At 67.1% G+C, this 23,345-nt stretch carries 20 protein-coding genes; 9 read left to right on the top strand and 11 right to left on the bottom strand.

What is annotated here, in order from left to right; genetic code table 11:
- The first annotated feature begins 25 nt into the window (after positions 1–25).
- The gene (locus K2R93_01860) at positions 26–484 is read left to right on the top strand and encodes a RidA family protein (GenBank protein MBY0488562.1); all 459 of its coding nucleotides are present in this window, start codon (positions 26–28) and stop codon (positions 482–484) included.
- A 10-nt stretch (positions 485–494) separates the two neighbouring features.
- Here the strand turns inward: K2R93_01860 and K2R93_01855 are convergent, their stop codons facing one another.
- From K2R93_01855 to K2R93_01840, 4 genes are all read right to left on the bottom strand, one after another.
- On the bottom strand, positions 495–1,406 hold the full coding sequence (locus K2R93_01855; GenBank protein MBY0488561.1) for a hypothetical protein: 912 nt from the start codon (positions 1,404–1,406) through the stop codon (positions 495–497).
- Positions 1,407–1,421: 15 nt separating this feature from the next.
- On the bottom strand, positions 1,422–4,448 hold the full coding sequence (locus K2R93_01850) for a protein kinase (GenBank protein MBY0488560.1): 3,027 nt from the start codon (positions 4,446–4,448) through the stop codon (positions 1,422–1,424).
- 127 nt (positions 4,449–4,575) lie between these two features.
- Positions 4,576–5,727 carry a type IV pilus twitching motility protein PilT gene (locus tag K2R93_01845; protein ID MBY0488559.1) on the bottom strand — a complete coding sequence of 384 codons (1,152 nt, stop codon included), beginning with the start codon at positions 5,725–5,727 and terminating at the stop codon, positions 4,576–4,578.
- A 651-nt stretch (positions 5,728–6,378) separates the two neighbouring features.
- Complete coding sequence (locus K2R93_01840; protein MBY0488558.1) at positions 6,379–6,846, bottom strand: DUF3429 domain-containing protein; 468 nt, start codon at positions 6,844–6,846, stop codon at positions 6,379–6,381.
- Between the two features lie 57 nt (positions 6,847–6,903).
- On the opposite strand from K2R93_01840, the gene K2R93_01835 reads away from it, so the two are divergent.
- Positions 6,904–8,073: an aminotransferase class I/II-fold pyridoxal phosphate-dependent enzyme gene (locus K2R93_01835; protein ID MBY0488557.1), complete on the top strand. Its 1,170-nt coding sequence runs from the start codon at positions 6,904–6,906 to the stop codon at positions 8,071–8,073.
- A 102-nt stretch (positions 8,074–8,175) separates the two neighbouring features.
- On the opposite strand, the gene K2R93_01830 is transcribed toward K2R93_01835, so the two are convergent.
- Positions 8,176–9,786 carry an alkaline phosphatase family protein gene (locus K2R93_01830; GenBank protein ID MBY0488556.1) on the bottom strand — a complete coding sequence of 537 codons (1,611 nt, stop codon included), beginning with the start codon at positions 9,784–9,786 and terminating at the stop codon, positions 8,176–8,178.
- 186 nt (positions 9,787–9,972) lie between these two features.
- On the opposite strand from K2R93_01830, the gene K2R93_01825 reads away from it, so the two are divergent.
- Together K2R93_01825 and K2R93_01820 are read left to right on the top strand one after the other, a co-directional pair.
- The gene (locus K2R93_01825) at positions 9,973–10,983 is read left to right on the top strand and encodes a DUF4956 domain-containing protein (protein MBY0488555.1); all 1,011 of its coding nucleotides are present in this window, start codon (positions 9,973–9,975) and stop codon (positions 10,981–10,983) included.
- A gap of 27 nt (positions 10,984–11,010) precedes the next feature.
- Positions 11,011–12,132 (top strand): hypothetical protein, encoded by a 1,122-nt coding sequence (locus tag K2R93_01820; GenBank protein MBY0488554.1) that lies wholly within the window; start codon positions 11,011–11,013, stop codon positions 12,130–12,132.
- On the opposite strand, the gene K2R93_01815 is transcribed toward K2R93_01820, so the two are convergent.
- The 5 genes from K2R93_01815 to K2R93_01795 form a co-directional block, all read right to left on the bottom strand.
- Positions 12,125–13,243 carry a PAS domain-containing sensor histidine kinase gene (locus K2R93_01815; GenBank protein MBY0488553.1) on the bottom strand — a complete coding sequence of 373 codons (1,119 nt, stop codon included), beginning with the start codon at positions 13,241–13,243 and terminating at the stop codon, positions 12,125–12,127. The two genes, K2R93_01820 and K2R93_01815, sit on opposite strands and share 8 nt — an antisense overlap.
- 3 nt (positions 13,244–13,246) lie before the next feature.
- Positions 13,247–13,969 (bottom strand): response regulator transcription factor, encoded by a 723-nt coding sequence (locus tag K2R93_01810; protein MBY0488552.1) that lies wholly within the window; start codon positions 13,967–13,969, stop codon positions 13,247–13,249.
- A gap of 152 nt (positions 13,970–14,121) precedes the next feature.
- Complete coding sequence (locus tag K2R93_01805; GenBank protein ID MBY0488551.1) at positions 14,122–14,406, bottom strand: hypothetical protein; 285 nt, start codon at positions 14,404–14,406, stop codon at positions 14,122–14,124.
- Positions 14,406–14,945 (bottom strand): GAF domain-containing protein, encoded by a 540-nt coding sequence (locus K2R93_01800; protein MBY0488550.1) that lies wholly within the window; start codon positions 14,943–14,945, stop codon positions 14,406–14,408. The genes K2R93_01805 and K2R93_01800 overlap by 1 nt, the downstream gene beginning before the upstream one ends.
- Before the next feature lie 124 nt (positions 14,946–15,069).
- On the bottom strand, positions 15,070–16,122 hold the full coding sequence (locus K2R93_01795) for an NAD(P)-dependent alcohol dehydrogenase (GenBank protein ID MBY0488549.1): 1,053 nt from the start codon (positions 16,120–16,122) through the stop codon (positions 15,070–15,072).
- Positions 16,123–16,194: 72 nt separating this feature from the next.
- On the opposite strand from K2R93_01795, the gene K2R93_01790 reads away from it, so the two are divergent.
- The 3 genes from K2R93_01790 (at position 16,195) to K2R93_01780 (ending at position 20,823) form a co-directional block, all read left to right on the top strand.
- Positions 16,195–19,455 carry a hypothetical protein gene (locus K2R93_01790; GenBank protein ID MBY0488548.1) on the top strand — a complete coding sequence of 1,087 codons (3,261 nt, stop codon included), beginning with the start codon at positions 16,195–16,197 and terminating at the stop codon, positions 19,453–19,455.
- Between the two features lie 177 nt (positions 19,456–19,632).
- Positions 19,633–20,190, top strand: coding sequence for a hypothetical protein (locus tag K2R93_01785; GenBank protein MBY0488547.1), 558 nt, complete (start codon positions 19,633–19,635; stop codon positions 20,188–20,190).
- Positions 20,191–20,241: 51 nt separating this feature from the next.
- The gene (locus K2R93_01780) at positions 20,242–20,823 is read left to right on the top strand and encodes a hypothetical protein (GenBank protein MBY0488546.1); all 582 of its coding nucleotides are present in this window, start codon (positions 20,242–20,244) and stop codon (positions 20,821–20,823) included.
- Positions 20,824–20,829: 6 nt separating this feature from the next.
- Here K2R93_01780 and K2R93_01775 read toward each other — a convergent pair whose 3' ends face one another.
- A complete protein-coding gene (locus K2R93_01775; protein MBY0488545.1) occupies positions 20,830–21,768 on the bottom strand; it encodes a ChaN family lipoprotein in 939 nt (312 codons plus the stop codon).
- A 100-nt stretch (positions 21,769–21,868) separates the two neighbouring features.
- On the opposite strand from K2R93_01775, the gene K2R93_01770 reads away from it, so the two are divergent.
- Together K2R93_01770 and K2R93_01765 are read left to right on the top strand one after the other, a co-directional pair.
- A complete protein-coding gene (locus K2R93_01770; GenBank protein ID MBY0488544.1) occupies positions 21,869–22,399 on the top strand; it encodes a DinB family protein in 531 nt (176 codons plus the stop codon).
- The gene (locus tag K2R93_01765) at positions 22,396–22,884 is read left to right on the top strand and encodes a hypothetical protein (protein MBY0488543.1); all 489 of its coding nucleotides are present in this window, start codon (positions 22,396–22,398) and stop codon (positions 22,882–22,884) included. Before K2R93_01770 ends, K2R93_01765 begins: the two co-directional genes overlap by 4 nt.
- The last annotated feature ends 461 nt before the right edge of the window (positions 22,885–23,345 follow it).

Raw genomic sequence — 23,345 nt, 5'->3', positions numbered from 1 at the left:
CGAATGTGGGCGGCAAATCGTTTACATGCCCACTTCTGTCACGTTTCGCGCCGCGCTCACCGCGCTCCTGCTGGTGGCCACCACGGCCTGCGCCCGTCAGACCGCCTCGGTCGACCCCACGTTCATTCAGCCCGACGGCCCGCCGGCGAATCCGTTCTCCCCGGCGGTCCGCGTGGGCAATCTCGTCTTCGTGTCCGGCACGCTGGGCACCAAGCCCGACGGGACGCTGGTGCCGGGCGGCATCGAGGCCGAAACCCGGCAGGTCCTCGAGAACATCAAGCGGACGCTCAACGCGGCCGGTCTGGGCATGGACCGTATCGTGCGCTGCCAGGCGTTCATCGCCGACCTCAAGGAATGGCCGGCGATGAACACGGTGTATCGCACCTACTTCCCCAACGGAAAGTTCCCCGCGCGCACGGCCGTGCAGGCGACGCTGCTGTTCAACGCGCGCGTGGAACTGGAGTGCGTGGCGGCGGCGAAGTAGGCACGGTCGCTTACTTCGTCGGCGCGCGACCCGTGGTGCGAAGCCCGCCTTCGAAGGTGCAGCATCCGGTCCCACACAGAATCCAGGCGGGTCCGTCCCATTCTCCCTGCATGAGACGGAGCACGTCGTTTGCGTTCAGATTGCCTGAGGTGCCGACCGGGTATTCACGGGAGAGCACGGCCTCAGTCAATCGTCGACCGCCCAGCAGCGCCTTGATACCCGGCTTGGATTCCGCCGCCATGGCGAAATGCGCATCATCGCACCCGTTGAATCGCGTGGTGATGGTGGACTGATCGAGATGCGTGCCGCTGCACTGATGCAGGGCGCCACTGCTCATCACCTTCAGGGTCGGCTTCGAGCCGGTGGTCAGGCCGTAGATCGCCCACGTGCCGATCTTGTACGACGGAGCCATCACGTTTCCGCCGGTGTAGCCAGTCACCACGAAGAAGAACTCGCCCTGCATGCCGACGACATCATCGGCACCTAAGCCGTACCGCGAGTCGCCACTCCCGCCGGGCTCGGGCACGATCTTCGCCAACACCAGGCCGTGGCTGGTCACGTTCTCGACGTCAATGCTGTCGAGGCCCCGAATGGCTTGCACAGTCAAATAGGTCGGTGCTTTGCCCGGGGCGCCTTTGCGCCACTGCGACACCGCGCGCCCCCACTTCTTATTGTCTTTGGCCGTCTTCATGAGCCATTTCACCGCTTTGGCATCGCTGCTGCCGTCGGCCAGCGGCGCCTCCGGAAATCCGGAACAGGCACCGGGGTCGCTCGGGGCGTGGATGTTCTGCTTGCACTCGTACTTCGGCTTGCCCGGGCGAGGTTTCGCTGCCTGCGCTCCGAGCGAGCAGGCGGGAATCAAGGCGATGCCGGTGAGTAGCGCGAGCACGCGATGCTTCGATGAGCAGACAACAGGCCGCATGGACACTCCGTTCAATCAAGGGGTGAGAAAGCCGCGGGCGCGCTCCCGCCAGCGCGCAAGGGAAGACTGTGCATCGCGGGGTGCCGGAAACTCGGCGAGAAACTGCAGTGCATTGCGAAGCGACGCGGCCTGCGGCGGTTCGATCAGCGTATAGGCGCTCATCGTGGCCAGGTTATTCAAGGCATCCACGAGTTGGTTGAGCCCAGCCGTCGTGTCGCCCGCCGCGATGGTCAGCCACGACTCGGGAAACTGGTAGTCCCACGTGATGCTACCGACCGCTGCACCACTCCGTTGCGCACGGATCGTCGCCAGCAGGCGACGGGACTGATCAGGTCGGCTCCGCGACAACAGGACGACGGCACTGTCGAGCAGGACTTGCATCGGGTACTGCGCGGCGCGTTCCACGCCGAGACAGGGTAGTCCCCAGCGCGTAAGCGGTCGAATCCACTGCAGTCGGGCACCGGCGTGCTCCGAGCGTGGCAGTGCGCCCTCCAAGGCGCGTTCCGTCTGGGCCAGCCGCTGCATCGCTTCTGCGCAGCGCCCCAGAAACAGCGCGGATTCAAGTTGACGGAAGGGGGTCGCGACCGACGCGGGCATCTGCCCAGGATCGGTGTTGCGTGCGGCGAGCGCATCGAGCGCGCCGGCGTCGCCGAGCAAGACGGCCACCGCAGTCAACTGCTGGCGGACAAGCGTGTCGGTGACCGTCGTGACCAGAGCGAGCGCGGCTCGGCCCGCCGATCGCGCCCCCGTCAGGTCGCCGCGCCGCAGCGCGATTCGCGTGCGAGCGATCGCGAGTTGCGCCTGGTCGGCAGCACTGCGCTGTGTCGAGTCGGCCGCGCCGAGGGCCAGATGAATGGCAACGCTATCGTCGCCGGTGAGCCGGCCCGCGCGCTCGAGCGACTCGATGTAGACGAGGCGGGCCTGCACCGAACCTGGGAAACGGCTCCGCCACTGTTCCGCGAGCAGAATGGCGCGCTCGCGTCCCAAGCGGAGCCCCGCCGTCCACGTGGTCGGAATCAGCGCGGCGCCACCCGTGCGCAGGCTGGCCGTATCGATCGGTACGAAGGCGAGGGAGTCACCCCGACGTTCTGGGTAGGCGGCGAAGGCGGTGGCGCCATCCGCGCCTCGGCGAAGTTCGCTCCCCGTTGAGTAGGTACCGGCACGGATCACCCCGAAGACGCGAGCGAGCAGTTCACTCGTGGGTGCCGTCTGGACCGCCATGCTGAAGGCCTTCAGCGCACTCCACGCACTGCCGCGAAACTGTGGGTGATTCCCGGCGTCGCGAACGACCGCTCGATCAAGACTTTGACAGAGTCCGAGGTTGAACCATCCGCTGAAGCTTTCGGCGTCGAGTCCGGTGGTCCGTCGATACGCGTCGCAGGCCTCGGGAAACCGCGCGGCCGCCATGTGCTGCAACCCCGCTGCGAGCAGCGAATCTACACCGTGCAGCGTTCCCAGTCGGACCGCTTCATCGGCATCACCTTTCCAGCGATCAACGACGCGCGGCGAATTCCAGGCGGCGCTCTGCGCGGCCCAGAATCGGGCCTGCGCAAAGCGTGGTTCTGCATCGCGCGCCACCTGAAACGACGTGGCGGCTGAGTCGAGTTGCCCGACGCGCAGCAGCGCGTGCCCGCGCACGTAGGATCGCAGGGCAGCGAGCGAACGCCCGGGCAGCCCATCGAGACCCGGCACCTCACCGAATGGAGCGCCGGCTAGGACATGCCGCACCATCATCGCCGTCCGTTCGTCGGCCGTCGCGACCTCCACCCGAGGCAGCATCTGCGCAATCTGCAGGCGCGTCGTGGCCGGCCCTCCGGAATCGCCGGTCGTGAGTGGCGTGCCGCTCCCCTCGAGCCGCAGCTGCACGGAATCCCCAAGCACCGTAGCCGTTGCCTGCAGGCGCCAGGTGCCGTCGCGTGGCACCATCGTCACCCCATCCCACGCAGACAGTTCGCGCTGGACGCGTTCGCTGAAGGCACGCGTGAGGGAGTCGCCCTCGATCGCGAGACTCACCGTCGGGCCCGTGACCGCCGGTGATGCACGGACTCCACCCGACGTCCAGAGTGCGGCGCCGGCGGCGCCCATCGCCAGGACGCCGCCGGCGACCCATGCGCGGCGGCCCGAGCGCCGTACGGGCGCCGCCACCGCCGCGTGCCCGCGACTGTCACTCCGAATCGCCACCCCACTCCCCGTGACGCCCACGATGGTCGCGTCGCCGGTGCGGGTGAGGTCGAGCGCCATGAGAAATTCGTCCATCGACCGGAACCGGTCGGCGGGCGTGACGGCCATGGCACGGGTGACCACCTCCTCCAGCACCGGCGAGACCGAGGGGCGCAGCAGCGAGAGCGGCGTCTGGCGCCCCATCAACCGCAGTGCGCGCAGTGCCTCGAAGGTCGCCGCCGGATGGGGATGCATGCCGGCGATCATCTCGTAGAGCACGCACGCCAGCGCATACTGATCGCTGCGCGCATCGACCGGCTCGGCGCACAGCTGTTCGGGGCTCATGTACTGCAGCGTGCCCACCGCCTCGCCGGTGCTCGTGATGCGCGAGATGGCGAGCTCCCCGGTGACGCGCGCGATGCCGAAGTCGGCGAGAATGGCCCCGCCGTCGCTCAGCAGGATGTTCTCGGGCTTCACATCGCGGTGCAGCACCCCGCGCGCGTGGGCATGCGCAAGGGCACTCCCCACCTCGCGCGCAATCTGCACCGCATCCTGGATGGGCAACTGCGGCTCGCGCTCGAGTCGATGCGCCAGCGTCTGGGCCGGCGCCAGTGCCATCACGACGAACGGCTGCCCTTCGAACGTCCCCGAATCGTGCACGTGCAGGATATGGGGGTGCTGCAGCGTCGCCATCACCTGGATTTCCTGCGTGAAGCGCGCCTTGATCGTCGGCGCCAGCACGTCCTCGCGCAGGACCTTGACCGCCACGTCGCGCGTCAGCGCGCGATCGTATGCCCGGTAGACCACAGCATGACCGCCGCGACCGATCTCCTCGATCACGTCGTAGCGGTCAAGCAGTTGGAATGGAGGGACTACGGGCATTCGGGGCGGGGAATTGGTCGCCCAATTCTAGCCCTGGGGGTGGGAATTGTTAAGGGCGTATACGTCCTGCGTATACGTGGAGCGTATACGTACCTCGTATACGTGGGGCGGCTCCGGCGTTGCTCCCTTACTCGTCGCCCGACACGCCCTCGACCTGATAGCCAAGCGCCTTGAGCTTCGCCATCATGTCCTTGCGCTCGACGCTCTTCATGTAAGCCTCTTCGGGCTCGATTGTCTTGCTCTTCACGAGGCTCATCAGCGCGTCGTTCAGCGTCTCCATGCCGAGCTTGCGCTGGGTCTGAATGACGTTGTTGATCTGCACCGTCTTGTTCTCACGAATGAGCGCGCTCACGGCCTTGTTCACGATGAGGATCTCGCGCGCCGCCACGCGGCCGCCGCCGATCTTCTTGCACAGCGTCTGCGAGATCACGCCCTTGAGCGACTCGGCGAGCATGATGCGGATCTGCTCCTGCCGGTCGGCCGGGTACTGGTCCACGATGCGGTTGATCGTGCTCGCGGCCGTGCTGGTGTGCAGCGTACCGAACACCAGGTGGCCAGTCTCGGCGGTCTCGAGCGCGATCGCGATCGTCTCGAGGTCGCGCAACTCGCCGACCAGCACGATATCCGGATCCTCACGCAGCGCCGCACGCAGCGCGCTCTTGAACGACTCGGTGTGCACGCCCACCTGGCGCTGGGTGATGAGGCACTTCTTGCTCTGGTGGACGAACTCGATCGGGTCTTCGATCGTGATGATGTGATCGGAGCGCGTCCGGTTCATGAGATCCACCAGCGCGCAGAGCGTGGTGGACTTGCCCGAGCCCGTCGGGCCGGTCACCAGCACCAGCCCCTTCGACAGGTTGCACAACGCCTGCACTTCGGGGCTGATCCCCATCTCCTCGACGGTGACCGTGCCGCTGGCAATGGTACGCAGCACGGCCGCGGTGCCCTTCCGGTCGCGCAGCACGTTCACGCGGAACCGGGAGACGCCCTCGATCTCGTGCGCAAAGTCGGTGTCCCACCGCTCGGCGAACTCCTTCTTGTTCTTCTCCGGCATGATCGACTTGAGCATCGCATCGACCTGGTCCGGCTGCAGCGGATTCTCCCCCTCAAGTCGCATCACGTCGCCGCCCAGGCGGAAGATTGGCGGCTCACCCACGCGGAGATGGAGGTCGGCCGCCCCCCGCGACACCTGAATGCGCAACAGCTTCTCGAGCGCAGCCTGGGCTTCCTCATTGCTCGAGAATGGACCGAACGGGGCGTCCGACTCACGCCGCCGCACCGCACCGGCGCCCGTGCCGGGCGTGCCGGTCGCCGGGCGATCCACCCACTGGCGCACGCGGACGCGCAGGATGGACGGGTCGTTCTCGTCCTGCTGGACGAGCCACTGCTTGCCGTTGAACTCGTAAATGAATCGGATGCCGGTACCCGCGATGATCGCCGGCTTGTCCTCCGGCTTCGCGAGCTCGCTCACGAGCGCGAGCACCTGGCTCGAGGTGAGCACCTGCGTGCTGACCTGCTGCAGGCCGCCGGGCGTCACACACCGGATGGGCTGATCCGCTTCCAGCAGGATCAACGACGCGGCGCCCGATTCCAGGCGCGGGAGAAGGCGATCAAGTTGGGCCACAGCTGTCACGGACAAGGCAGAGAATTCGAGAAACTGTCTCGTCAGACAGTTTCATGGCCGGCACACCCGGCGATACCGGAATATGACGACCGAGGGAGGGTTGGGTGACACCGGCCGGCCCTTGCCGCCCCAATGGGGTATGTCACAGAACTGATGTCGTCACCCCTGAGAGCTCAGGGGGAAGAACGTCAGGGGGTAGAGCTCAGGACGACAACCGCGGTCCTGAGCTCTACCCCCTGAAAGTCTGCCCCCTGAGCTCTCAGGGGTTACTCACATCTCAACTCGGCCCCGGCTTCGGACTTCGGATCACCACACCGCCGGCAACACCCCCACCGTACACACCGTCCCCAGCACCGTCATCACCGTCCGCACCCGGCCATTCCACGCCGGGAGCAGGCCGGCGCGCGCCGCGGCCACGTCCCACGTCAGCTGCCAGGCGCTTGAGGACAGCAGCAGGCCAATCGCCAACCGCGGGGGGACCTGCGGGAGGAGCGCGAACAGTCCCACCACCGACGGGATGGCGGCGGCCATCAGCCGGCCCAGCGCCGGGCTGTCCGGTGCCCGCACGAGCTCGGCGCCCCACCGGGCGCCGCCGAGGAAGGTGAGGGTCAGCGCCGAGTAGGCGACGAACGCCTGGATGGCCGCGGCGCGCTGCGAGGGCACGCCGTAGATCAGGCCAAGACACACGAGAAAGGGCACGAGCCCGGAACAGCTGATCAGCCAGATGGCACGGCTCGGCATCGCCGGCCCCGCAGATACTGGAGAAGGAGTCATGCGCGTAAGCTGTGCCGGATTGGCGCAGGGCGGAATCCGGCGCTATATGTGCGCGTTATGCCCACCACCGCCTCCCGCCTGAACGTCTTTACCGAGTCCGTCATCCGGGGCACGACCCGCCTCGCGAATCAGTACGGCGCCATCAACCTCTCGCAGGGCTTCCCGGACTTTGATCCGCCGGAGGTGTTGCTCGAAGGGCTCGACCGCGCGCGCAACGGGCCGTTCCATCAATACGCGGTCACCTGGGGCGCGCCGCGCTTCCGGCAGGCGCTCGCCCGCAAGATCAGCCACTTCAGTGGGCTGGAGGTCGATCCCGATCAGCACCTCGTCGTGACCTGCGGCAGCACCGAGGCGATGATGTGCGCGATGATGACCGCCTGCAATCCGGGCGACAAGGTCATCGTCTTCTCGCCCTTCTACGAGAACTACGCCGCCGACGCGATCCTCTCGGGGGCCGAACCGATCTACGTCCCGTTGCATCCGCCGGGCTTTGGCTTCGACGAAGACGATCTCAAAAAGGCCTTCGCCCAGAACCCCAAGGCGATCGTCGTCTGCAATCCGTCGAATCCGAGCGGCAAGGTGTTCACGCGCGATGAGCTGATGACGATCATCCGCTACGCCGAGCAGCACGATACCTGGATCATCAGCGACGAGCCGTACGAGCACATCGTGTACGCGCCACATCAGCATGTGTACGTGAACACGCTCCCCGGCGCGTTCGAGCGCACGATCACGGTGAACTCGCTCTCCAAGACGTACTCCATCACCGGCTGGCGTCTGGGCTATGTGCACGCACCGGCGCACGTCATTGCGCAGGCCAAGAAGGTGCACGACTTCCTCACCGTAGGGGCCGCGGCGCCACTCATGGAGGCGGCCGTCGGCGCACTCGAACTGCCCCCGAGCTACTACCAGGGGCTCGCCGAGCTCTACACCGCCAAGCGCACGCTCTTCCTCGACATCCTCAAGACGACGGGGTTGTCGTACACCGAGCCGCAGGGCGCGTACTACGTCATGGTCGATGTCAGCCCGCTCGGCTTTGCCAACGATACGCTGGCGAGCGAGTGGCTCATCAAGGAGATCGGCGTGGCCGGGGTGCCGGGGTCGAGCTTCTTCCGCGAGCCGGTGCACCACCTGGTGCGCTTCCACTTCGCGAAGCGCGAAGAAACGCTGCGCGCCGCCGGGGAACGGCTGGCGCAGCTGACGGTGCGAGCCAACGCCGGGCGGTGAACCCACCGCCCGGTCGCGCTACATCGTGGCCGAGCGCCAGAGCAGGCCGAGCACCAGCACAATGAACACCACCATGGCGATCTGAAGTTTGCGCATGCTGGTCTACGGGCGAATCGGCAACACGGTTCCATCCAACCGCTCGAGCGGCTTCACACCCAGCAGGTCGGCGAGCGTCGGCGCGATATCCACCGTGCGTACCTTCTGGTCGCGCACGCCCGGCTTTACGCCGGCGCCGAAAAAGATGATCGGGACCTGCGAGTCGTAGTCGCGCGGCGAACCATGGGATGCGATGTTGCCGCCCCACGTGCTGTACGGCGTGAGCGTCACCACCGCGTCCACATTCGACTCCGCCGGGAACTGGTGGGCCCATCGGCGGGCGATGTCATCGCTCGCCGAGTCGGCCAGGATCTTGGACCAGCGATCCACGCGCGCGATGCCGGGCTGCGTGCGCGCGGCGCGCGCAAACGCCTCCATCACACTGTCCAGATCCGCCGGCTTCTTGAAGGCCGCCCGGTTGACCAGCACGATCTGCTGGTCGAGCTCCACCGCCGTCGTATCGACCTTGAGCGCCTTGAGCTGCGCGCGCACGGCCGGCATGAGCGGATACAGATTGGCCCGCACCGGTCGCGGCGTGATGTCCGTCTTGAGTTCGGGAATCGTCCCGACCCCGTGATCGGCGGTGAGCACGAGCGTCACCTTGGTCGAGTCACGCAGCGTGTAGAGCGAATCCAGAAACACGCCGAGCGTGCGATCGAGGCGCAGGATCTGGTCGTGCATCTCGCGCGAATCGGGGCCGTAATTGTGGCCGATGACGTCGGTCGCGCTCAGGGAGAACGACAGCAGGTCGGTGGACGCGCCCTTGCCAAGCTGCATCGCCTCCAGGCCGTGGAGCGCGAGGGCCACCGTCACCTCGTCCATGAAGGGGGTGATGCGAATTTCGCTCCCCGTTTCGATGGGGTCGTCGCTCAGCTTGTGCGGGAACGTGAAGTTCTTGCCGCCCATCTCGATCGGCACCGAGTCCGGCTCGGGATAGCTGCTCGCCGGCCGCAGCAGGTCCCAGGTCTTGCCGGCATAGCTGAAGATCAGGTTGCGGTCATTGAACTGCTGCAACCACGCCGGGATGTCCTTGCGGTAATACGTGCTGGTGAGGAAGCGCCCATCGATCGCATACCAGTACACGTCGCTCTTCGACGACCCGATGGGCAGGATCGCGGCGCGATCCTTCATCGACACCGACAGCGTCTTGGTATTCTTGTCGGCCGCCTTCATCCAGTCCGCGAGCGTGGTCCCCTTGAACCGACGCGGCGAGGCCCCGGTGCCGTAGCCGCCGAGCACCAGCGGATAGGCGTTGTCTTCCACGCCCTCGCGATTGAGCATGATGCCGGTGGACCGCGGAAAGCGCCCCGACAACAGCGTGGCGTGGCCCGGCGCCGTTTCGGTGATGGCGTGGTCGTGATGCGCGTTTGTGAAGCGCGCCCCACCCTTCGCCAGCCGAGCCAGTCCGCCGGTAAGCTCCGGGCCGAACCGATCGAGATAGTCCGCCTTGAACTGGTCCACCGCGATCAGCACCACCAGCGACGGCTTGGCGGGCTGCGCGACTGACGCATGGCGGTCAAGAGCGGGCGCCGGGACCGGGCGTGACGGGCCGGGACGCGAGGCCGCGGCCACCAGGAGCAGGGCGACGGCAGGGGTGACGAGGAGTGAGCGCATCATGGGCCGAATGTGCCGGACCGATCGGGGGGTGGCAAGCGGCGGTCATCGGTGGCGGCAGCAGCACGGCCGATGGCGGAACCGCGGGGAAAGCACGATGTTTGGTGCCGATTGCCCCTCTGTTACCCTGCGCGCGGCGGGCTGGTCCGCGCCCCGCGAGGTCGTGTTCCCATTTCAGGAGTTTCTGGCGTGAGTTCCAGTTGGCGCTCGGCGCCCGCCACGCGCGTGATCCTGCGAAGCGTCGTGCTGTACGTGGCGCTGGCCGTCCTCGCCACCATGGCGTGGGAGGTGCTGCCGCGCGGCAACGCCGAGATCCCGTCGTCGCTCGACGCGCTCTTCGGCAAGGCCGACGCGGTGTCCAAGCAGCAGTCGGCCGCTCCGCTCGATGAGGGGACGCTGGCGTTCACCATGGCCGTAGCGATGGCGGCGGCCTCGCTGCTGTCGCTGCCCGTGGCATGGATCTATCAGCTCACCCGCGCCAAGCGGGGCTACCAGCAGTCGGTGGTGCAGCTGCTGATCATCCTGCCCACGGTGGTCAGTGGCATCGTGCTGCTGGTGAAGTATTCCGTCACCCTCGCCTTCTCGCTGGCCGGCATCGTGGCGGCGGTGCGCTTCCGCAACTCGCTCGACGACAGCAAGGACGCGGTCTACGTGTTTCTCGCCACCGGGCTGGGGCTCGCGGCGGCGGTGAACATGCCGGTGGCCTTCGTGCTGAGTGTCGGCTTCAACGTGCTGATTCTCGCGCTCTGGTTCACCGACTTCGGACACGCCGTGGAACTCGACGGACGGTTGGCCGAGAAGCGCCTCGCCCGCGCCAAGCAGATGGCCCGGACCGGCACCTTCGTCGCGCGGATGGACGAAGAAGTCCTGCGCAACATGACCACCGAGCAGCTCGAAGGGCTCGCCGAGCGCGCGTTCCGCCGGGCCAAGGCCAACAACATGACCACCGAGATGCCGGTCGTGTTCGAGGAGCGGACCCTGCGGCTCACGACCAGCGATCCCGCGATGCTGCGCCGCGTGCTCGAGCCCCGGCTGGCCGAGCACACGAAGACGTGGCGGTTTGGCGGGATGCAAACCGCCGATGGGACCACGGTGCTCGAGTATCGCGTGCAGCTCAAGAAGAAGACCGGCCCGGAGGAACTGCTCTCGCTCGTGCGTGCCACCGGCGCGTCGCAGCTCGAGGCCGCGGAGTTGGAGTAAATGTCTTTCGCTACCCGGAGTGTTCGTATGCGCGCTGCCGCCCGTGCCCTGTTCGTGCTGCCCCTGCTCCTCGCGAGCACCACGCTCCGTGCCCAGCAGCCGCCCAAGGCGGCCAAGGCCCCCAAGGAGCAGAAGGAGGCGAAAGATGCCAAGGACGCGAAGGATCCCAAGGATCCGAAGGAGAAGAAGATCCCGCGCCCCAAGCTGTATCGCAGCGAGACGCCGCTCGAGATGACCTTCACCATCAACGTGAAGCAGATCCGGAAGGATCGGAATGCGGATGCGCCCTGGCGCGCCGCATCGCTCACGTACAAGGACTCCACGGGCAAGGAGATCGTGGTCCCCGTGCAGGCGAAGACACGCGGGATCTGGCGCCTCAAGAACTGCGAGTTTCCGCCCATCCGCATCAAGGTCTCCAACAAGACGGCCGACCATACGTTGCTCGAAGACGCCGACGAGCCCAAGCTCGTGAACGTCTGCCGCAACAACGACACCTACGAGTCGTACATCGTGCAGGAGGCGCAGCTCTATCGCATCTACCGCCTCCTCACCGAGGCGTCCCATCAGGTGCGCCTGGTGAAGATGACCTACGCCGACAGTGCCACCGGCAAGGTGGAGATGACGCGCTGGGCGTTCTTCATTGAGGACCCCTCGCAGGTCGCCGCGCGGCTCGGGGGCGGGCGCGTCAAGCAGAAGGGCGCCACCGCGGAAGATCTCGAACCGAAGCAGACGGCGATTGCCTACGCGTTCCTCTACTTCGTCGCCAATACCGATGTGTCGTTCAACGGCCTGCACAACGGAGAGATCATCGCGTTCGCCGATGGCCGCAACATTCCCATCGCGTATGACTTCGACTTCTCCGGGGTGATCAACGCGAGCTACGCGGGCGTCGATCCGTCACTCCCCATCAAGTCGGTGCGCGAGCGGCTCTTCCGCGGCTACTGCCTGCACAAGGATGCCTATCCCGAGGTCTGGGAGCTCTTCAAGACGAAGCGGCCGGCCATCGAAGCGCTCTACACCGACGACATCGGCAAGCTGCTGGCGCCGAACATCGTGAAGAGCCACCTGTCGTTCTTCAACGACTTCTACGAGGCCATCAAGACGCCGCAGCAGGCGCAGCGGCGCGTGTTGACCGACTGCATCAAGTAACGGGGCGGTTGGCGGGGGCGGGCAGGCGGAGGACGAAGCACGATCCTCCGCCGTCGCGCGTCCGGTACATCACATCGCCACCCTGCGCGCGGGCGAAGGTGCGGGCGATCGACAGGCCCATCCCCATGCGCGCCGCCTCGGTGACCGGTTCGCTCCACGGGGCGGGCTTGCGGCGAAGCGGCGTGAAGAGGCGCTCGACATCGCTCTCGTCGAGGCCGGGGCCGCGATCGGCCACCACGATCTCGAGCCCGTCCGGCGTGCTCGTGCAGAACACGTCGATCGACGTGTCCGGCGCCGAGTAGCGCGCGGCATTCTGCAGCAGATTGCCGAGGACCTGCACCGTGAGCGTCTGGTCGCACCAGGCGAGCGTCTCCTGACGCGCCGCGTGCACGCGCACCGTCCGCTTGGACAGCACGGCTTCCCCCGATCGCAGCGCCACCTGGACCAGCGCGCCGAGGTCATGCGCCTCGAGCTGGAGCGCGGTGCCGCTGGTGTTCGCGAACCGTTGCAGCGTGGCGAGATAGTCGCCCAGACGGCGTGACTCTTCGCCCACCCGCTGCAGCGCCTGCGTGGGGCCAAAGCCACCGGCCGGATCGGCCAGCAGCGCGAGCGTCGCCACGGGCGAACGCAGGTCATGTGCGATCGAGCCCAGCAGCGCGTTCTTGAGGCGATCGGCTTCGGTGAGCACCCGCGCCGTGGCGGCGTCGCGCTCGAGTTGCAGGCGCTCGGCGCTGAGGCGCTCCACTTCCGCGGTGCGCTCACGGGCGACCGCGACCGCCCGCTGCAATTGATCGAACAGCGCGGTGACGAGCACCCCGGTCAGTGCAAAGCCGATGAGAATGAGGGCGTTCAACTCGCTCGCGCCGCCAAACTGTCGTCGGGGCGGGACGAAGAAGTAGTCCACCGCGAAGTAGCTGATGGACACCATCACCGCGCTCAGCCAGCGCCCCCCCCCCTGCCGGCTCGCCCCGATGATCAGGAGGAGATAGGTCAGGACGCCGTGGGCGATACGAAGGTCGGGGTTGTCCGAGATGCGATCGAAGACGACGGTCGCGAGTAACCAGGCGCTCAGGTAGAGCACCCAGACCCGTCGGCGATTCGGCAGCTCCACGGGCTAGCGCGGGGCCGCGAAGCGATAGCCGACGCCCGGCTCCGTCACGATGAGACGCGGCATCGAGGGATCCGGCTCGACCTTGCGCCGCAGATGCGTCATGTGCACGCGTACATGAGTGGCATAGTCGCCGAACTCGCGGGCCCACACGATGTCCCAGAGTTGCTTGGGCGAGAGCGGCCGACCGGCGTGCAGCACGAGCGCGCGCAGCAGCGCCCATTCGGTGGGGGTGAGGCGCTGCGGCGTGCCGTGTCGCACCACGCGCTGCTCGATCAGATCGATCTCCACCCCATCCACCGACACGCGTGCCCACGAACGCGCGGCCGATGACGTCGAGGCGCGGCGGATCTGTCCACGCACACGGGCCAGCAGTTCACTCGCGCCGCACGGCTTGATGACGAAGTCATCGGCCCCCGCATCGAGCAGGGCGACCTTCTCTTCCTCGCTGTCGCGCCCCGAGAGCACAATCATCGGCACATCGGTCGTCTTGCGCAGGCGCCGCAGCAGATCGGCGCCGTCACCGTCAGGGAGACCAAGATCGAGGACGATCAGCTCCGGTGGGTGCTGCGCGACCTCGCGTTCCGCCTCGGCGACGGTCGAGGCCGTCCGCACCGAGCGACACACCGTCGAGAGGGTCTGCACGAGGGTGTCGCGCAAGGAGTCGTCGTCTTCAACGACGAGCAGACGCTCGGGATCCGGCCAATCAGGGACGTGAGAATGCGGCACGGTGGTGGACAGAGGCGAAAGCGGGACGTGCTCTATCCTAACCGTCCAAGGGGGAACGCACCAAACCATGGCCCCGGTCCGGCGCGGCGGTCGGCGCCCGCACCGGCGCTCGCACCGGCGCTCGCACCGGCGCCCGCACCAGCGCCCGCGCCTTACGGGCTGCGGTGCGCGGCGGCGAGAACGAGATACGACTTGATGCGCACCCGCAGCCCCTTGGCGCAGGTGGCGGCGAAGTCGCCCTGCCGCTCCAGCCCCTCGACCAGCCGGAGCAGCACCTCGGGGGTCTCCGGATGCTCGGGCTCCAAGCCGGCCTCGGCGCGCGCGGCGGTCAGCAAGGCCGGCACTTCGTCCTCATCGACGTAGCGCGACAGCGACGTGACGATGAGGGCGAGGGTCGGCGCCTCGAGGTCGTACAGGGGAACGCGTGGGTTGGGCATCAGGCCGGCCCACGAACGCGGCGGGCTTCAATCTGCCGCATCACCTCCGACGCCAGCTCGTGCAGTCGCGCGAGTTCCGCGTCGGAGAATGTGCGAGCTTCGACGCCCGCGACACAGAATGATCCCAGCGCATGCCCGCGTGAACTGATGAGCGGCACGCCGGCATAGCAGCGCAGGCCGTCCACGGTGACCAGCGGATTGTCCTTGAGCCGCTCATCCTGCGCGGCGTTGTCCACGATCAGCGGCTCCTGGGATGCCACGGCGTAGCGACAGAAGCTCCACTCGCTCGGCGTCCCCTCGGCCTGTTCGATCCAGTCCGGGATACCGACGCGCGCGGCGAAGTACTGCGCTTCGTCGAGCACGATCGAGACGAGGCCGATCGGGAGCTGGAACTCCTGCGCGGCCTGCTCGCAGGAGGCCTGCAGCAGCGCCTGAATGTCCGGCGCGGTCAGGCGGAGATCGGCGATCTCCTGCAATCGTTCACGCTGCTCCAGCACGGCGCGGACCTGCGCGTCGGAGAGCGGGGGAGTTCCGGACATGATGCGGGGTCAATGGAGAAACGGGACAGCCAACATCCGAGGGACGAATGGCTGCCCCGTCAGTCACACGACGTGGCGATCAGTTTTGTGATCGGCGTACGAGCCGACGGCTACGCCTGCCGGCTCAGGCCGAGAGGGTCTTCAGATCGATGACGAAGCGGTACTTCACGTCCGCCTTGAGCATCCGCTCGTAGGCGGTGTTCACGTCGGCGGCGGTGATGAGTTCGATGTCCGAGGTGATGCCGTGCTCGCCGCAGAAATCGAGCATTTCCTGCGTCTCCTTGATGCCGCCGATCAGCGATCCGGCGAGGGAGCGACGCTTCAGGATGAACGTGAAGGGGGCCGGCGACGGGTGAGGTTCGGGCGATCCGCCAAGCAGACACAGAACACCATCAAGCCGCAATAGCGACATTTCCGCTTCGATGTCATGCGGGGCGCTGACGGTATCCAGGATCAGATCGAGCGAGTTGCGGACCGCCTTCATCTGGGCCTTGTCCTTGGAGATCACGACGGCGTGGGCGCCCAGGCGCTTGGCGTCTTCGACCTTGCCCTCGGAGGTCGTGAAGACGGTGACGTGGGCGCCGAGCGCGACCGCGAGCTTGACGCCCATATGGCCGAGCCCGCCAAGACCGACGATGCCGACGCGGGAGCCCGGGCCGACCTTCCAATGGCGGAGCGGCGACCAGGTGGTGATACCGGCGCAAAGCAGCGGGGCCACGGCCGCGGTGTCGAGCGTCTCGGGCACGCGCAGTACGAAGTCGTCGGTGACCACGATGGTCGTGGAGTAGCCGCCCTGCGTGCGCCCGCCCGAGACCTTGTCCGGGCTGTCGTAGGTGCCGGTCATGCCGTTGCTGCAGTACTGCTCGACACCAGCGCGGCACGAGTCACATTCGCGACAGCTGTCGACCATACAGCCAACACCGACCAGATCGCCGGCCTTGAAGCGGTGGACGTCGCCGCCAACGGTGACCACGCGGCCCACGATCTCGTGGCCGGGGACGAGCGGGTACTGCACCGGCCCCCACTCACCTCGCACGGTGTGGAGGTCGGAGTGGCAGATGCCACAATACAGGATCTCGATCTGGACGTCGCGCGGGCCGACATCGCGGCGTTCAAACGTCCACGGAGAGAGCGGTCCGGCCGCGTCGCGCGCGGCTATGCCGATGGCTGGAATCATTCGCTAAACGTGTGGGGCCGGGTGCACGTTTGGTAGGTGGTGTTTGTACCCACTCCAAACCCTCCGCACTCTATGACCCGTTTCCGTCTCGCCGTTCGTCTGGCCCACGCCGGTGCCCTGGTGGCCGGTTCGGCGCTGGTCGCCGGCAGCGCCCTCGCGCAGTCGATCGACTCGGCGTTCGTCGCCGGCCTCCGGTGGCGCACCGTCGGCCCCGCGAACTTTATGGGGCGCATGTCCGACATCGTCGGCATCCCCAGCCCCTCCAAGACGCTCTTCGCCGCGGCGGCGGGTGGCGGCATCTGGAAGACCACCAACAACGGCATTACCTGGCGCCCCGTCTTCGACGACAAGCGCGTGATCTCGATGGGCATGCTCGCCATCGCGCCGAGCGACACGAATCAGGTATGGGCCGGCACGGGTGAGCCGAACTCCCGCAACTCGATTGAACCGGGTGGCGGGATCTTCAAGAGCACCGACGGCGGGATCACCTGGAAGCCGATGGGTCTCGAAAAGACCGAGCACATCGGTCGCATCGCGGTGCATCCCACCAACCCGAACATCGTCTTCGTGGCGGCGCTGGGCGCCGCGTGGCGTTCGAATCCGGAGCGTGGCCTCTATCGCACGACCGATGGCGGCGCGACGTGGCAGCTGGTCAAGTTCGTCAGCGACAAGGCGGGCTTCGTGGACGTCGCGATCAATCCGAAGGATCCGAACATCGTGTTCGCCACGAGCTGGGAGCGCTTCCGCACCCCGTACTCGCTGTGGAGCGGTGGCCCGGGCTCGGCGCTCTGGAAGAGCACCGACGGCGGCACGACGTGGGCCGAGGTGAAGGGGAACGGCTTCCCCGAGGGGCTCAAGGGGCGCATGAGCCTCAACATCAATCTCGCCAACCCGAACGTCATGTACATGATGATCGAGGCGTCGGAGAAGACCACCGGCCCGATCGTCGGCGAGCGCAGCCCCAAGAAGAACGGGCTCTACAAGAGCACCGATGGCGGCACGACGTGGCAGCAGATGAACAACTACAACGTCCGCCCGTTCTACTACTCGCAGGTGCGCAGTGATCCGAAGAACCCGGACCGGGTGTACTTCTCGAGCACGGACCTGCAGTTCTCCGAAGACGGCGGCAAGACGAACCGGGTTGCCGCGAACGGCGTGCACATCGACACGCACGGCATCTGGATCGATCCGAACGATACTGACCGCTGGGCAGTGGCGAATGACGGTGGCATCGCCATCACGTTCGATAAGGGCGGCAACTTCATTCAGCCGCAGAACATCCCGGTCGCGCAGTTCTACGAAGTCGCGTACGACATGAGCGTGCCGTACAACGTGTGCGCCGGCGCGCAGGACAACGGCACGTGGTGCGGCCCGAGCAAGCGCCGCACGCCGCAGACGAGCCTCGGCTACTGGTTCACGATCGCCGGCGGCGACGGCTTCTACGCGGCCATGGATCCGACCGATCCGAACATCGTGTACGGCGAGTCGCAGGGCGGCAACGTGTCGCGGCTCAACCTCAAGACGGGTGAGCGGATGGGCTTCCAGAAGCCCAGCTGGCAGGCCAAGTACCGCCAGTGGGAAGACTCCATTGCCATCGTGCGCGGTGATCCGCTCGTGCCCGCCACCAAGGCGCAGACGGCCGCGATCGCGGCATTGCGCAAGCAGCAGCAGGCGGACTCGGTGGCGCTGTCGCTGCGCTTCAACTGGAACTCGCCGTTCTTCATCTCGCCGCACAATCCGGCGGTGATCTACTTCGGCGGCAATCGCGTGCTCAAGTCGAGCAAGCGCGGCGAAGAGCTCCAGCTGATTTCGCCCGACCTGTCCAAGCAGCTCACGGCCAAGCTCGACACGTCGTTGCGCCTTACCGGTGGCATCACGCTCGACGCCACCGGCGCCGAGACGTACGGCACCGTGGTGGCGCTCGAAGAGAGCCCGGCCAAGCCCGGCCTGCTGTACGCCGGCACCGACGACGGCAACGTCTGGAAGTCGAGCAATGACGGCGCCACGTGGGAGAACATCGGCAAGAACATCGCCGGTCTGCCGAACGGCGGCGAAGTGTACGTCACGCGCATCGAGGCGTCGAAGTTCGACACCAACGTGGTGTACGTGGCCTTCGACAACCATCGCTGGGGTGACTTCAAGCCGTACCTGTTCGTGTCGAAGGACGGTGGCAAGACGTTCTCGAGCCTGGTGAACAACCTGCCCACGGGTGGGCCGGGCGACTTCCTGCACGTCGTCCGCGAGGATCCGACGAACCGTGACGTGCTCTACGTCGGGACGTCGATCAGCGTCTACGCCTCGGTGGATCGGGGCGCGACGTGGACCAAGTTCGCGGCGAATCTGCCGAGCGTGCCGGTCTACGATCTCCAGATCCATCCGCGCGATCGCGAGCTCATCGCCTCGACGCACGGCCGTGGCATCTGGATCGTGGATGTCGCGCCGCTCCAGCAGCTCACGAAGACGGTGGCGGCCAAGCCCGTGCATCTCTTCGAGCCGAAGACCGGCTTCCAGTGGGGTGAGGAGCCGCTCCGCGGCGCCAGCGGCAACGGCAACGCGCAGAACTTCTTCACCACGCAGAACCCGCCCTATGGCGCGAGCATTTCGTATCGCGTGACGACGCCGGGCACGACGGCCCGGATCAGCATCGTCGATGCGGGTGGTGACACGGTGAGCACCATCAACGGGCCGGCCACGGCCGGCCTGCACACGGTGAATTGGGGCTATGCGCTCGTCGGTCGTCCGGCGCCGCGCGCGGCGCTCTCGCCCAGTGAGAAGCGCGACAGCATCCTGCGGGCGGTGCGCGCACCGGCGGTGTTCGATTCGCTCACGAAGGCGAAGTACGACAGCACGGCGATCGCGCTCGCGAAGCGCCTGGTGAATCCGCCGAACTTCGGCGGGGGCTTTGCCGGTCGCGGTGGCGGCGGTGGCGGTCGCGGCGCCGGCGGCGCCTGCGAGCGTCCGCTGACGCAGTGGGAACCGTTCTGCGCGCGTCCGGCGGAAGGGGCTGCCGCGGCGGGTCGCGGTGCGGCCGCCGCCGCTGGTGAGGCGCAGGCGCAGGCGGAGCAGCTCGCGAACGCCGGATCGAATCCGGCAGTGCAGAAGATCTTCGCGCTGATCGGCCTGCCGATGCCGGCGCAGGGTGGTCGTGGCGGCGGCGGTGGCGGATTCGGCGGCGCCGGTGGCGGTGGGACCGCCACCACCGGCGACTATGGCGTCGTCCTCCAGATTGGCCCGACTACGCAGAAGGTGAAGCTCCGCGTCGAGAACACCGGCGCGGTCGGTGGCGCGAGCCCGTTTGGCTTCTTCGATGAAGACGGGCTCCGCAACAAGTAAGCGATAGGCGCGCAGCGATTCCGATCGCCGCGGGCAGTCCAGACGGCGGCGTGTCTCCGAGAGACACGCCGCCGTTTGCCTACCGGCTTGCGCCTTGCAACCCTTTGCCCGGTCGTTGCGTCTTATCTCCTGTGCCGCGCGAGTGCGCGTCGATGTGTGCCCTTACGTCCCTGCCTCGTGTCACGTCTCCGTTTGCCACTGGTCGCCTTGGCGATCGCTGCGCTGTTCGCGGCCTGCGTGCGCACGTCGCGACTCACGCAGGCTCAGCCGCGCGATCAGCTCTATGCCAGTCTGATCGGGACATGGCACGGGACGCTCGAATACAAGGACTATCAGGACTCCACCCGCCGCGTCACGCTGCCGACGCAGCTGCAGATCGTGCCGGCGCCCGACGAAGACGGTCTCGAGCTCCGCTACACGTACGACGACGGGCCGGGCAAGACGGTGCGCAGCGTGGATCACCTGCACTTCGATCGGGCCATGCAGCAGGCGCGGTGGGGTGGCGTGAAGGACAGCACGCTGCAGCGGTTCGTGGTGCAGGGGCGCACCGGCGGGGGCAACGGTGAACCCGTGCGGCTGGTGCTCGAGACCGACGGCCGCGACGACGATCAGCCGGCGCGCATCCGCGAGACGTTCGTGGTGTCGGCGGGGGCGGTGCACCTGCTCAAGGAGACGGCGATCAATGGGCAGACCATGGCGTTCCGGCACCAGTACCAGCTGCGACGCGCCCAGTAGGAGCGCCACGGGCCCGCGCGCCCGACTGGCGCCGCGGGATAAATTGCCGGGATGCGCGAATATCGTTTTCAGGCCACGGCCGACACTATCGAGGCGCTCCGCAAGCTGCGCGGCGCGTGGCGCGGACTGATCACCGCCGAGCATGAACTCACCGTCGTGCTGCGCGACGGGCAGGCCGTGCGCATCGGGATCGACACGGCCGATGTCGAAGGGCTCTTCGACGCCTATCGCGTGCGCGCCGACGTGGCCGACAATCCCGGGCTGCTGGGCGTGCCCGTGGAAGATTTCATCGACGGCGGCAACGACGTTGTGCTCTTCACCGGCGTCACCTGGAGTGAACCGCACGGCGGCATGAACGCCGCCGGGGTGCAGCAGGGCGCGGCGATGCACTTCTCCGGACACCCGCAGCAGCTGTCGGAAACGGCCGAGGTGGTGTGCATCACCACCGACGCCTTTGTGGTCGCGAGCGGCGCCGGGCGCGGCATTCTCATTCGCACCGGATTGCGCCCGGGTTCCCTCGAAGTGGAGCGCAATCCGGAGAAGGTGCGGGCGTTCCTGCTCGAGCGCGGTTACGCCGACGGCACGGGCGACCGCACGGGCGACGGCGACGCCGCCGACACCACGGACGGGTGACGCGCCCTATTTGGGCGCGCGCGTAAAGAGCAGATAGTCCGCCTTCTTCGCGTCCTCGCCGGCCTTCGCCTTGGCGAGGTTCTCCACCGGCACCGCGGTGATCACCACGCTGCTCGCCTCGGGCGCCCGGCGTCGCGCCCGAGCGGCGGTGCCCAGTCCGTAGTCGCTGTGGAATGCCCCGTCGACCTGAAAGACGATCGCGCCCTTCGGCGCCTTCTTCCACGCGTCGGCGATGGCTTCGCCCATCGCTTCATCCTTCACGCACTGCGCCTCGTAGAACTTGTCCGTCATCGAGGCCATCATCGCCGCGTCGCTGGCCGTCGGCGGGCCGCCGCCGGCACCGTGCCCCTTCATCGTCTCGGCGAACTTCTCGTAATACGCGTCCTTGGGGCACAGGTGCTCACGCGCCATGAAGCGCTTGTCGGCAGCATTGAGCGTATCGAGCAGCGCCAGGCCACGGCGGCTCACGGCACTGGCCAGTCGCCGCGGCACGTTCGCCGCCACGACGGGCCAACCGTGCACGCGCGCCAGTTCGATCATGGGGCGGTAGTCGGTGGTGTAGCGATCCCACGGTCGTGAGCCGGCGAGAAAGTTCTGCTCGGAGATGGTCCCCGCGAGGTACTGATCGACGAGCGGCTGCACGTCGCGCTCGAACATCTCCATCGACAGCACGACGTGGTCGCGCTTTTCGCCGATCGCCGCCAGCACCGCCGCTTCGGAGGCATGCGTCGCGGGGTCGTCGTGCTGCTCCCCGAAGAACACGAGGTCCTTGCTCGTCACCACCTGCGTGAACTCCCGCCAGGTCACGAACTTCGCCGACTTGGTGTCGTAGATGCGCACCGCCGCCTGCGGCTGCAGGGACTGGCTTGCACCGCGACCGAGCGAGGCACAGGCGGACGTCAGCAGGGTGCTGGCGGCGAGGAAGAGCAGGGCGGGAGCACGCATGGCGAATGGGCTAGAGGTCACCGGGAAGCTACCCGATTCGGGAGTTCGATGCACCGTGCGGCGTGCCCGGTGCTAGGATTGGAGACCCAACCCCACCCGCATGTCTGTCTTGCTGTTGCAGCCGACCCCCGGCGCCTCCCCCCAGATCGGCGCCCTCCTCGCCATGCTCGAGGCGACCCGCGCGTCCACCCTTGCGGCCGTGGCCGGCCTGTCGACCGCCGCGCTGGCGCACCGGCACGATGCGACCGCCAATCCGATCGGCGCGCTCATCGCCCACATCACGGCCATCGAGTACGCGTATCTCACGGCCACCCTCGAAACGACGCCACCGAGCATGGACGAATGGACCGTTCACGGTCCGCTGATCCGGCTCGGTCCGGCCGCCTGGGCGGCGGCGGAAGGGCGCTCGCTCGACGACCTGCTCGGGGTGATGGCCGCGGTGCGCGCCCGCACCGTCGCCGCGCTGTCGCAGCGCGCCGACGCGTGGCTGACCACCACGCTGACACTCCCCTGGCTCAGCGGGCCCGCGACGCCGTTCTGGGCGTGGTATCACGTCATGGAAGACGAACTCAATCATCGCGGACAGATTCGCCTGCTGCGCGCGCGCCTCCCCGAGGCGCTGCGCGCATGAACACGGCCCTCGCCTTCGAAGCCGCGGTGCATCGGCTGTCGCTGCTCGTGGGACTCAGTCGCGAGACGGACGTGCACGCGTGGGCCCTCCGGTGGCTCGAGCTGCATGAGGTGTCCGCCGATCTGGTCGACGTCATCACGGCACTGGTCGCCCTGTCGCCGCTGCGAGAGGCGCTCGCGCCGCTCGCCGCCTCGGCGCCGGCCGATGCGGTGGCGATCGTCGTGCTCGCCGCACTGGCCCACGATCCTTCGCGCCACACGCGCGGCGTCGCCGATCGCCTCCACATGCTGCGCGTGATGCGTACGGATACCGCGCTGCCGGCCGACGTTGTCGAGGCCATCAAGCTGCGCGAGGAATGGTACATGCTCGCCCAGGCCGGCCTGCCGGCACCAGAGCCGGTGACCCATGAGACGCTCGACGCATGGCTGCTGCCGCTCGTGTCCTCACTCGGCGGCGTCGCGCCGCCGGTGCCCGAGTCTTCCTGACGCTGGGCACCTTCTCGCCCGTCGAAGCGAGCGACTCCGAAACGCCCGGCACGTTCGATGGTGCGTCGGATCTCGGGATAACAGAAACAGCAGAAAGGATTTTGAGGATCAACGGGATCAATGGGATACGGCATGCAGTATCCGCAAAATCCGTGCGATCCTTTTTGATCCCTCATGCGGTTTCGGTTATCCCCGAATCCTCACGGAATCCCACGATCCCATTCGGTTGATGGCGGCTGCGTCGAGCGGCCCGGCGCGTTCGATGGCTCGTCGGATCTCGGGATAACAGAAACAGCAGGAAGGATTTCAAGGATCAACGGGATCAATGGGATACGGCATGCAGTATCCGCGAAATCCGTGAGATCCTCTTTGATCCCTCATGTTGTTTCGGTTATCCCCGAATCCTCACGGAATCCCACGATCCCATTCGGTTGATGGCGGCTGCGTCGAGCGGCCCGGCG

Source organism: Gemmatimonadaceae bacterium (assembly GCA_019752115.1).
Taxonomy (GTDB): Bacteria; Gemmatimonadota; Gemmatimonadetes; order Gemmatimonadales; family Gemmatimonadaceae; genus Gemmatimonas.
This window is presented reverse-complemented; position numbering and strand designations above follow the sequence as displayed.

What these genes read in the sequence shown, in the direction of transcription:
- K2R93_01840 (MBY0488558.1), bottom strand. Translation starts at nt 6,846, where the DNA reads ATGACTCCTTCTCCAGTATCTGCGGGGCCGGCGATGCCGAGCCGTGCC.
- K2R93_01775 (MBY0488545.1), bottom strand. Translation starts at nt 21,768, where the DNA reads ATGCGTGCTCCCGCCCTGCTCTTCCTCGCCGCCAGCACCCTGCTGACG.
- K2R93_01830 (MBY0488556.1), bottom strand. Translation starts at nt 9,786, where the DNA reads ATGATGCGCTCACTCCTCGTCACCCCTGCCGTCGCCCTGCTCCTGGTG.
- K2R93_01850 (MBY0488560.1), bottom strand. Translation starts at nt 4,448, where the DNA reads ATGCCCGTAGTCCCTCCATTCCAACTGCTTGACCGCTACGACGTGATC.
- K2R93_01820 (MBY0488554.1), top strand. Translation starts at nt 11,011, where the DNA reads ATGCGCGCTGCCGCCCGTGCCCTGTTCGTGCTGCCCCTGCTCCTCGCG.
- K2R93_01805 (MBY0488551.1), bottom strand. Translation starts at nt 14,406, where the DNA reads ATGCCCAACCCACGCGTTCCCCTGTACGACCTCGAGGCGCCGACCCTC.
- K2R93_01795 (MBY0488549.1), bottom strand. Translation starts at nt 16,122, where the DNA reads ATGATTCCAGCCATCGGCATAGCCGCGCGCGACGCGGCCGGACCGCTC.
- K2R93_01855 (MBY0488561.1), bottom strand. Translation starts at nt 1,406, where the DNA reads ATGCGGCCTGTTGTCTGCTCATCGAAGCATCGCGTGCTCGCGCTACTC.
- K2R93_01800 (MBY0488550.1), bottom strand. Translation starts at nt 14,945, where the DNA reads ATGTCCGGAACTCCCCCGCTCTCCGACGCGCAGGTCCGCGCCGTGCTG.
- K2R93_01790 (MBY0488548.1), top strand. Translation starts at nt 16,195, where the DNA reads ATGACCCGTTTCCGTCTCGCCGTTCGTCTGGCCCACGCCGGTGCCCTG.
- K2R93_01765 (MBY0488543.1), top strand. Translation starts at nt 22,396, where the DNA reads ATGAACACGGCCCTCGCCTTCGAAGCCGCGGTGCATCGGCTGTCGCTG.
- K2R93_01835 (MBY0488557.1), top strand. Translation starts at nt 6,904, where the DNA reads ATGCCCACCACCGCCTCCCGCCTGAACGTCTTTACCGAGTCCGTCATC.
- K2R93_01780 (MBY0488546.1), top strand. Translation starts at nt 20,242, where the DNA reads ATGCGCGAATATCGTTTTCAGGCCACGGCCGACACTATCGAGGCGCTC.
- K2R93_01770 (MBY0488544.1), top strand. Translation starts at nt 21,869, where the DNA reads ATGTCTGTCTTGCTGTTGCAGCCGACCCCCGGCGCCTCCCCCCAGATC.
- K2R93_01860 (MBY0488562.1), top strand. Translation starts at nt 26, where the DNA reads ATGCCCACTTCTGTCACGTTTCGCGCCGCGCTCACCGCGCTCCTGCTG.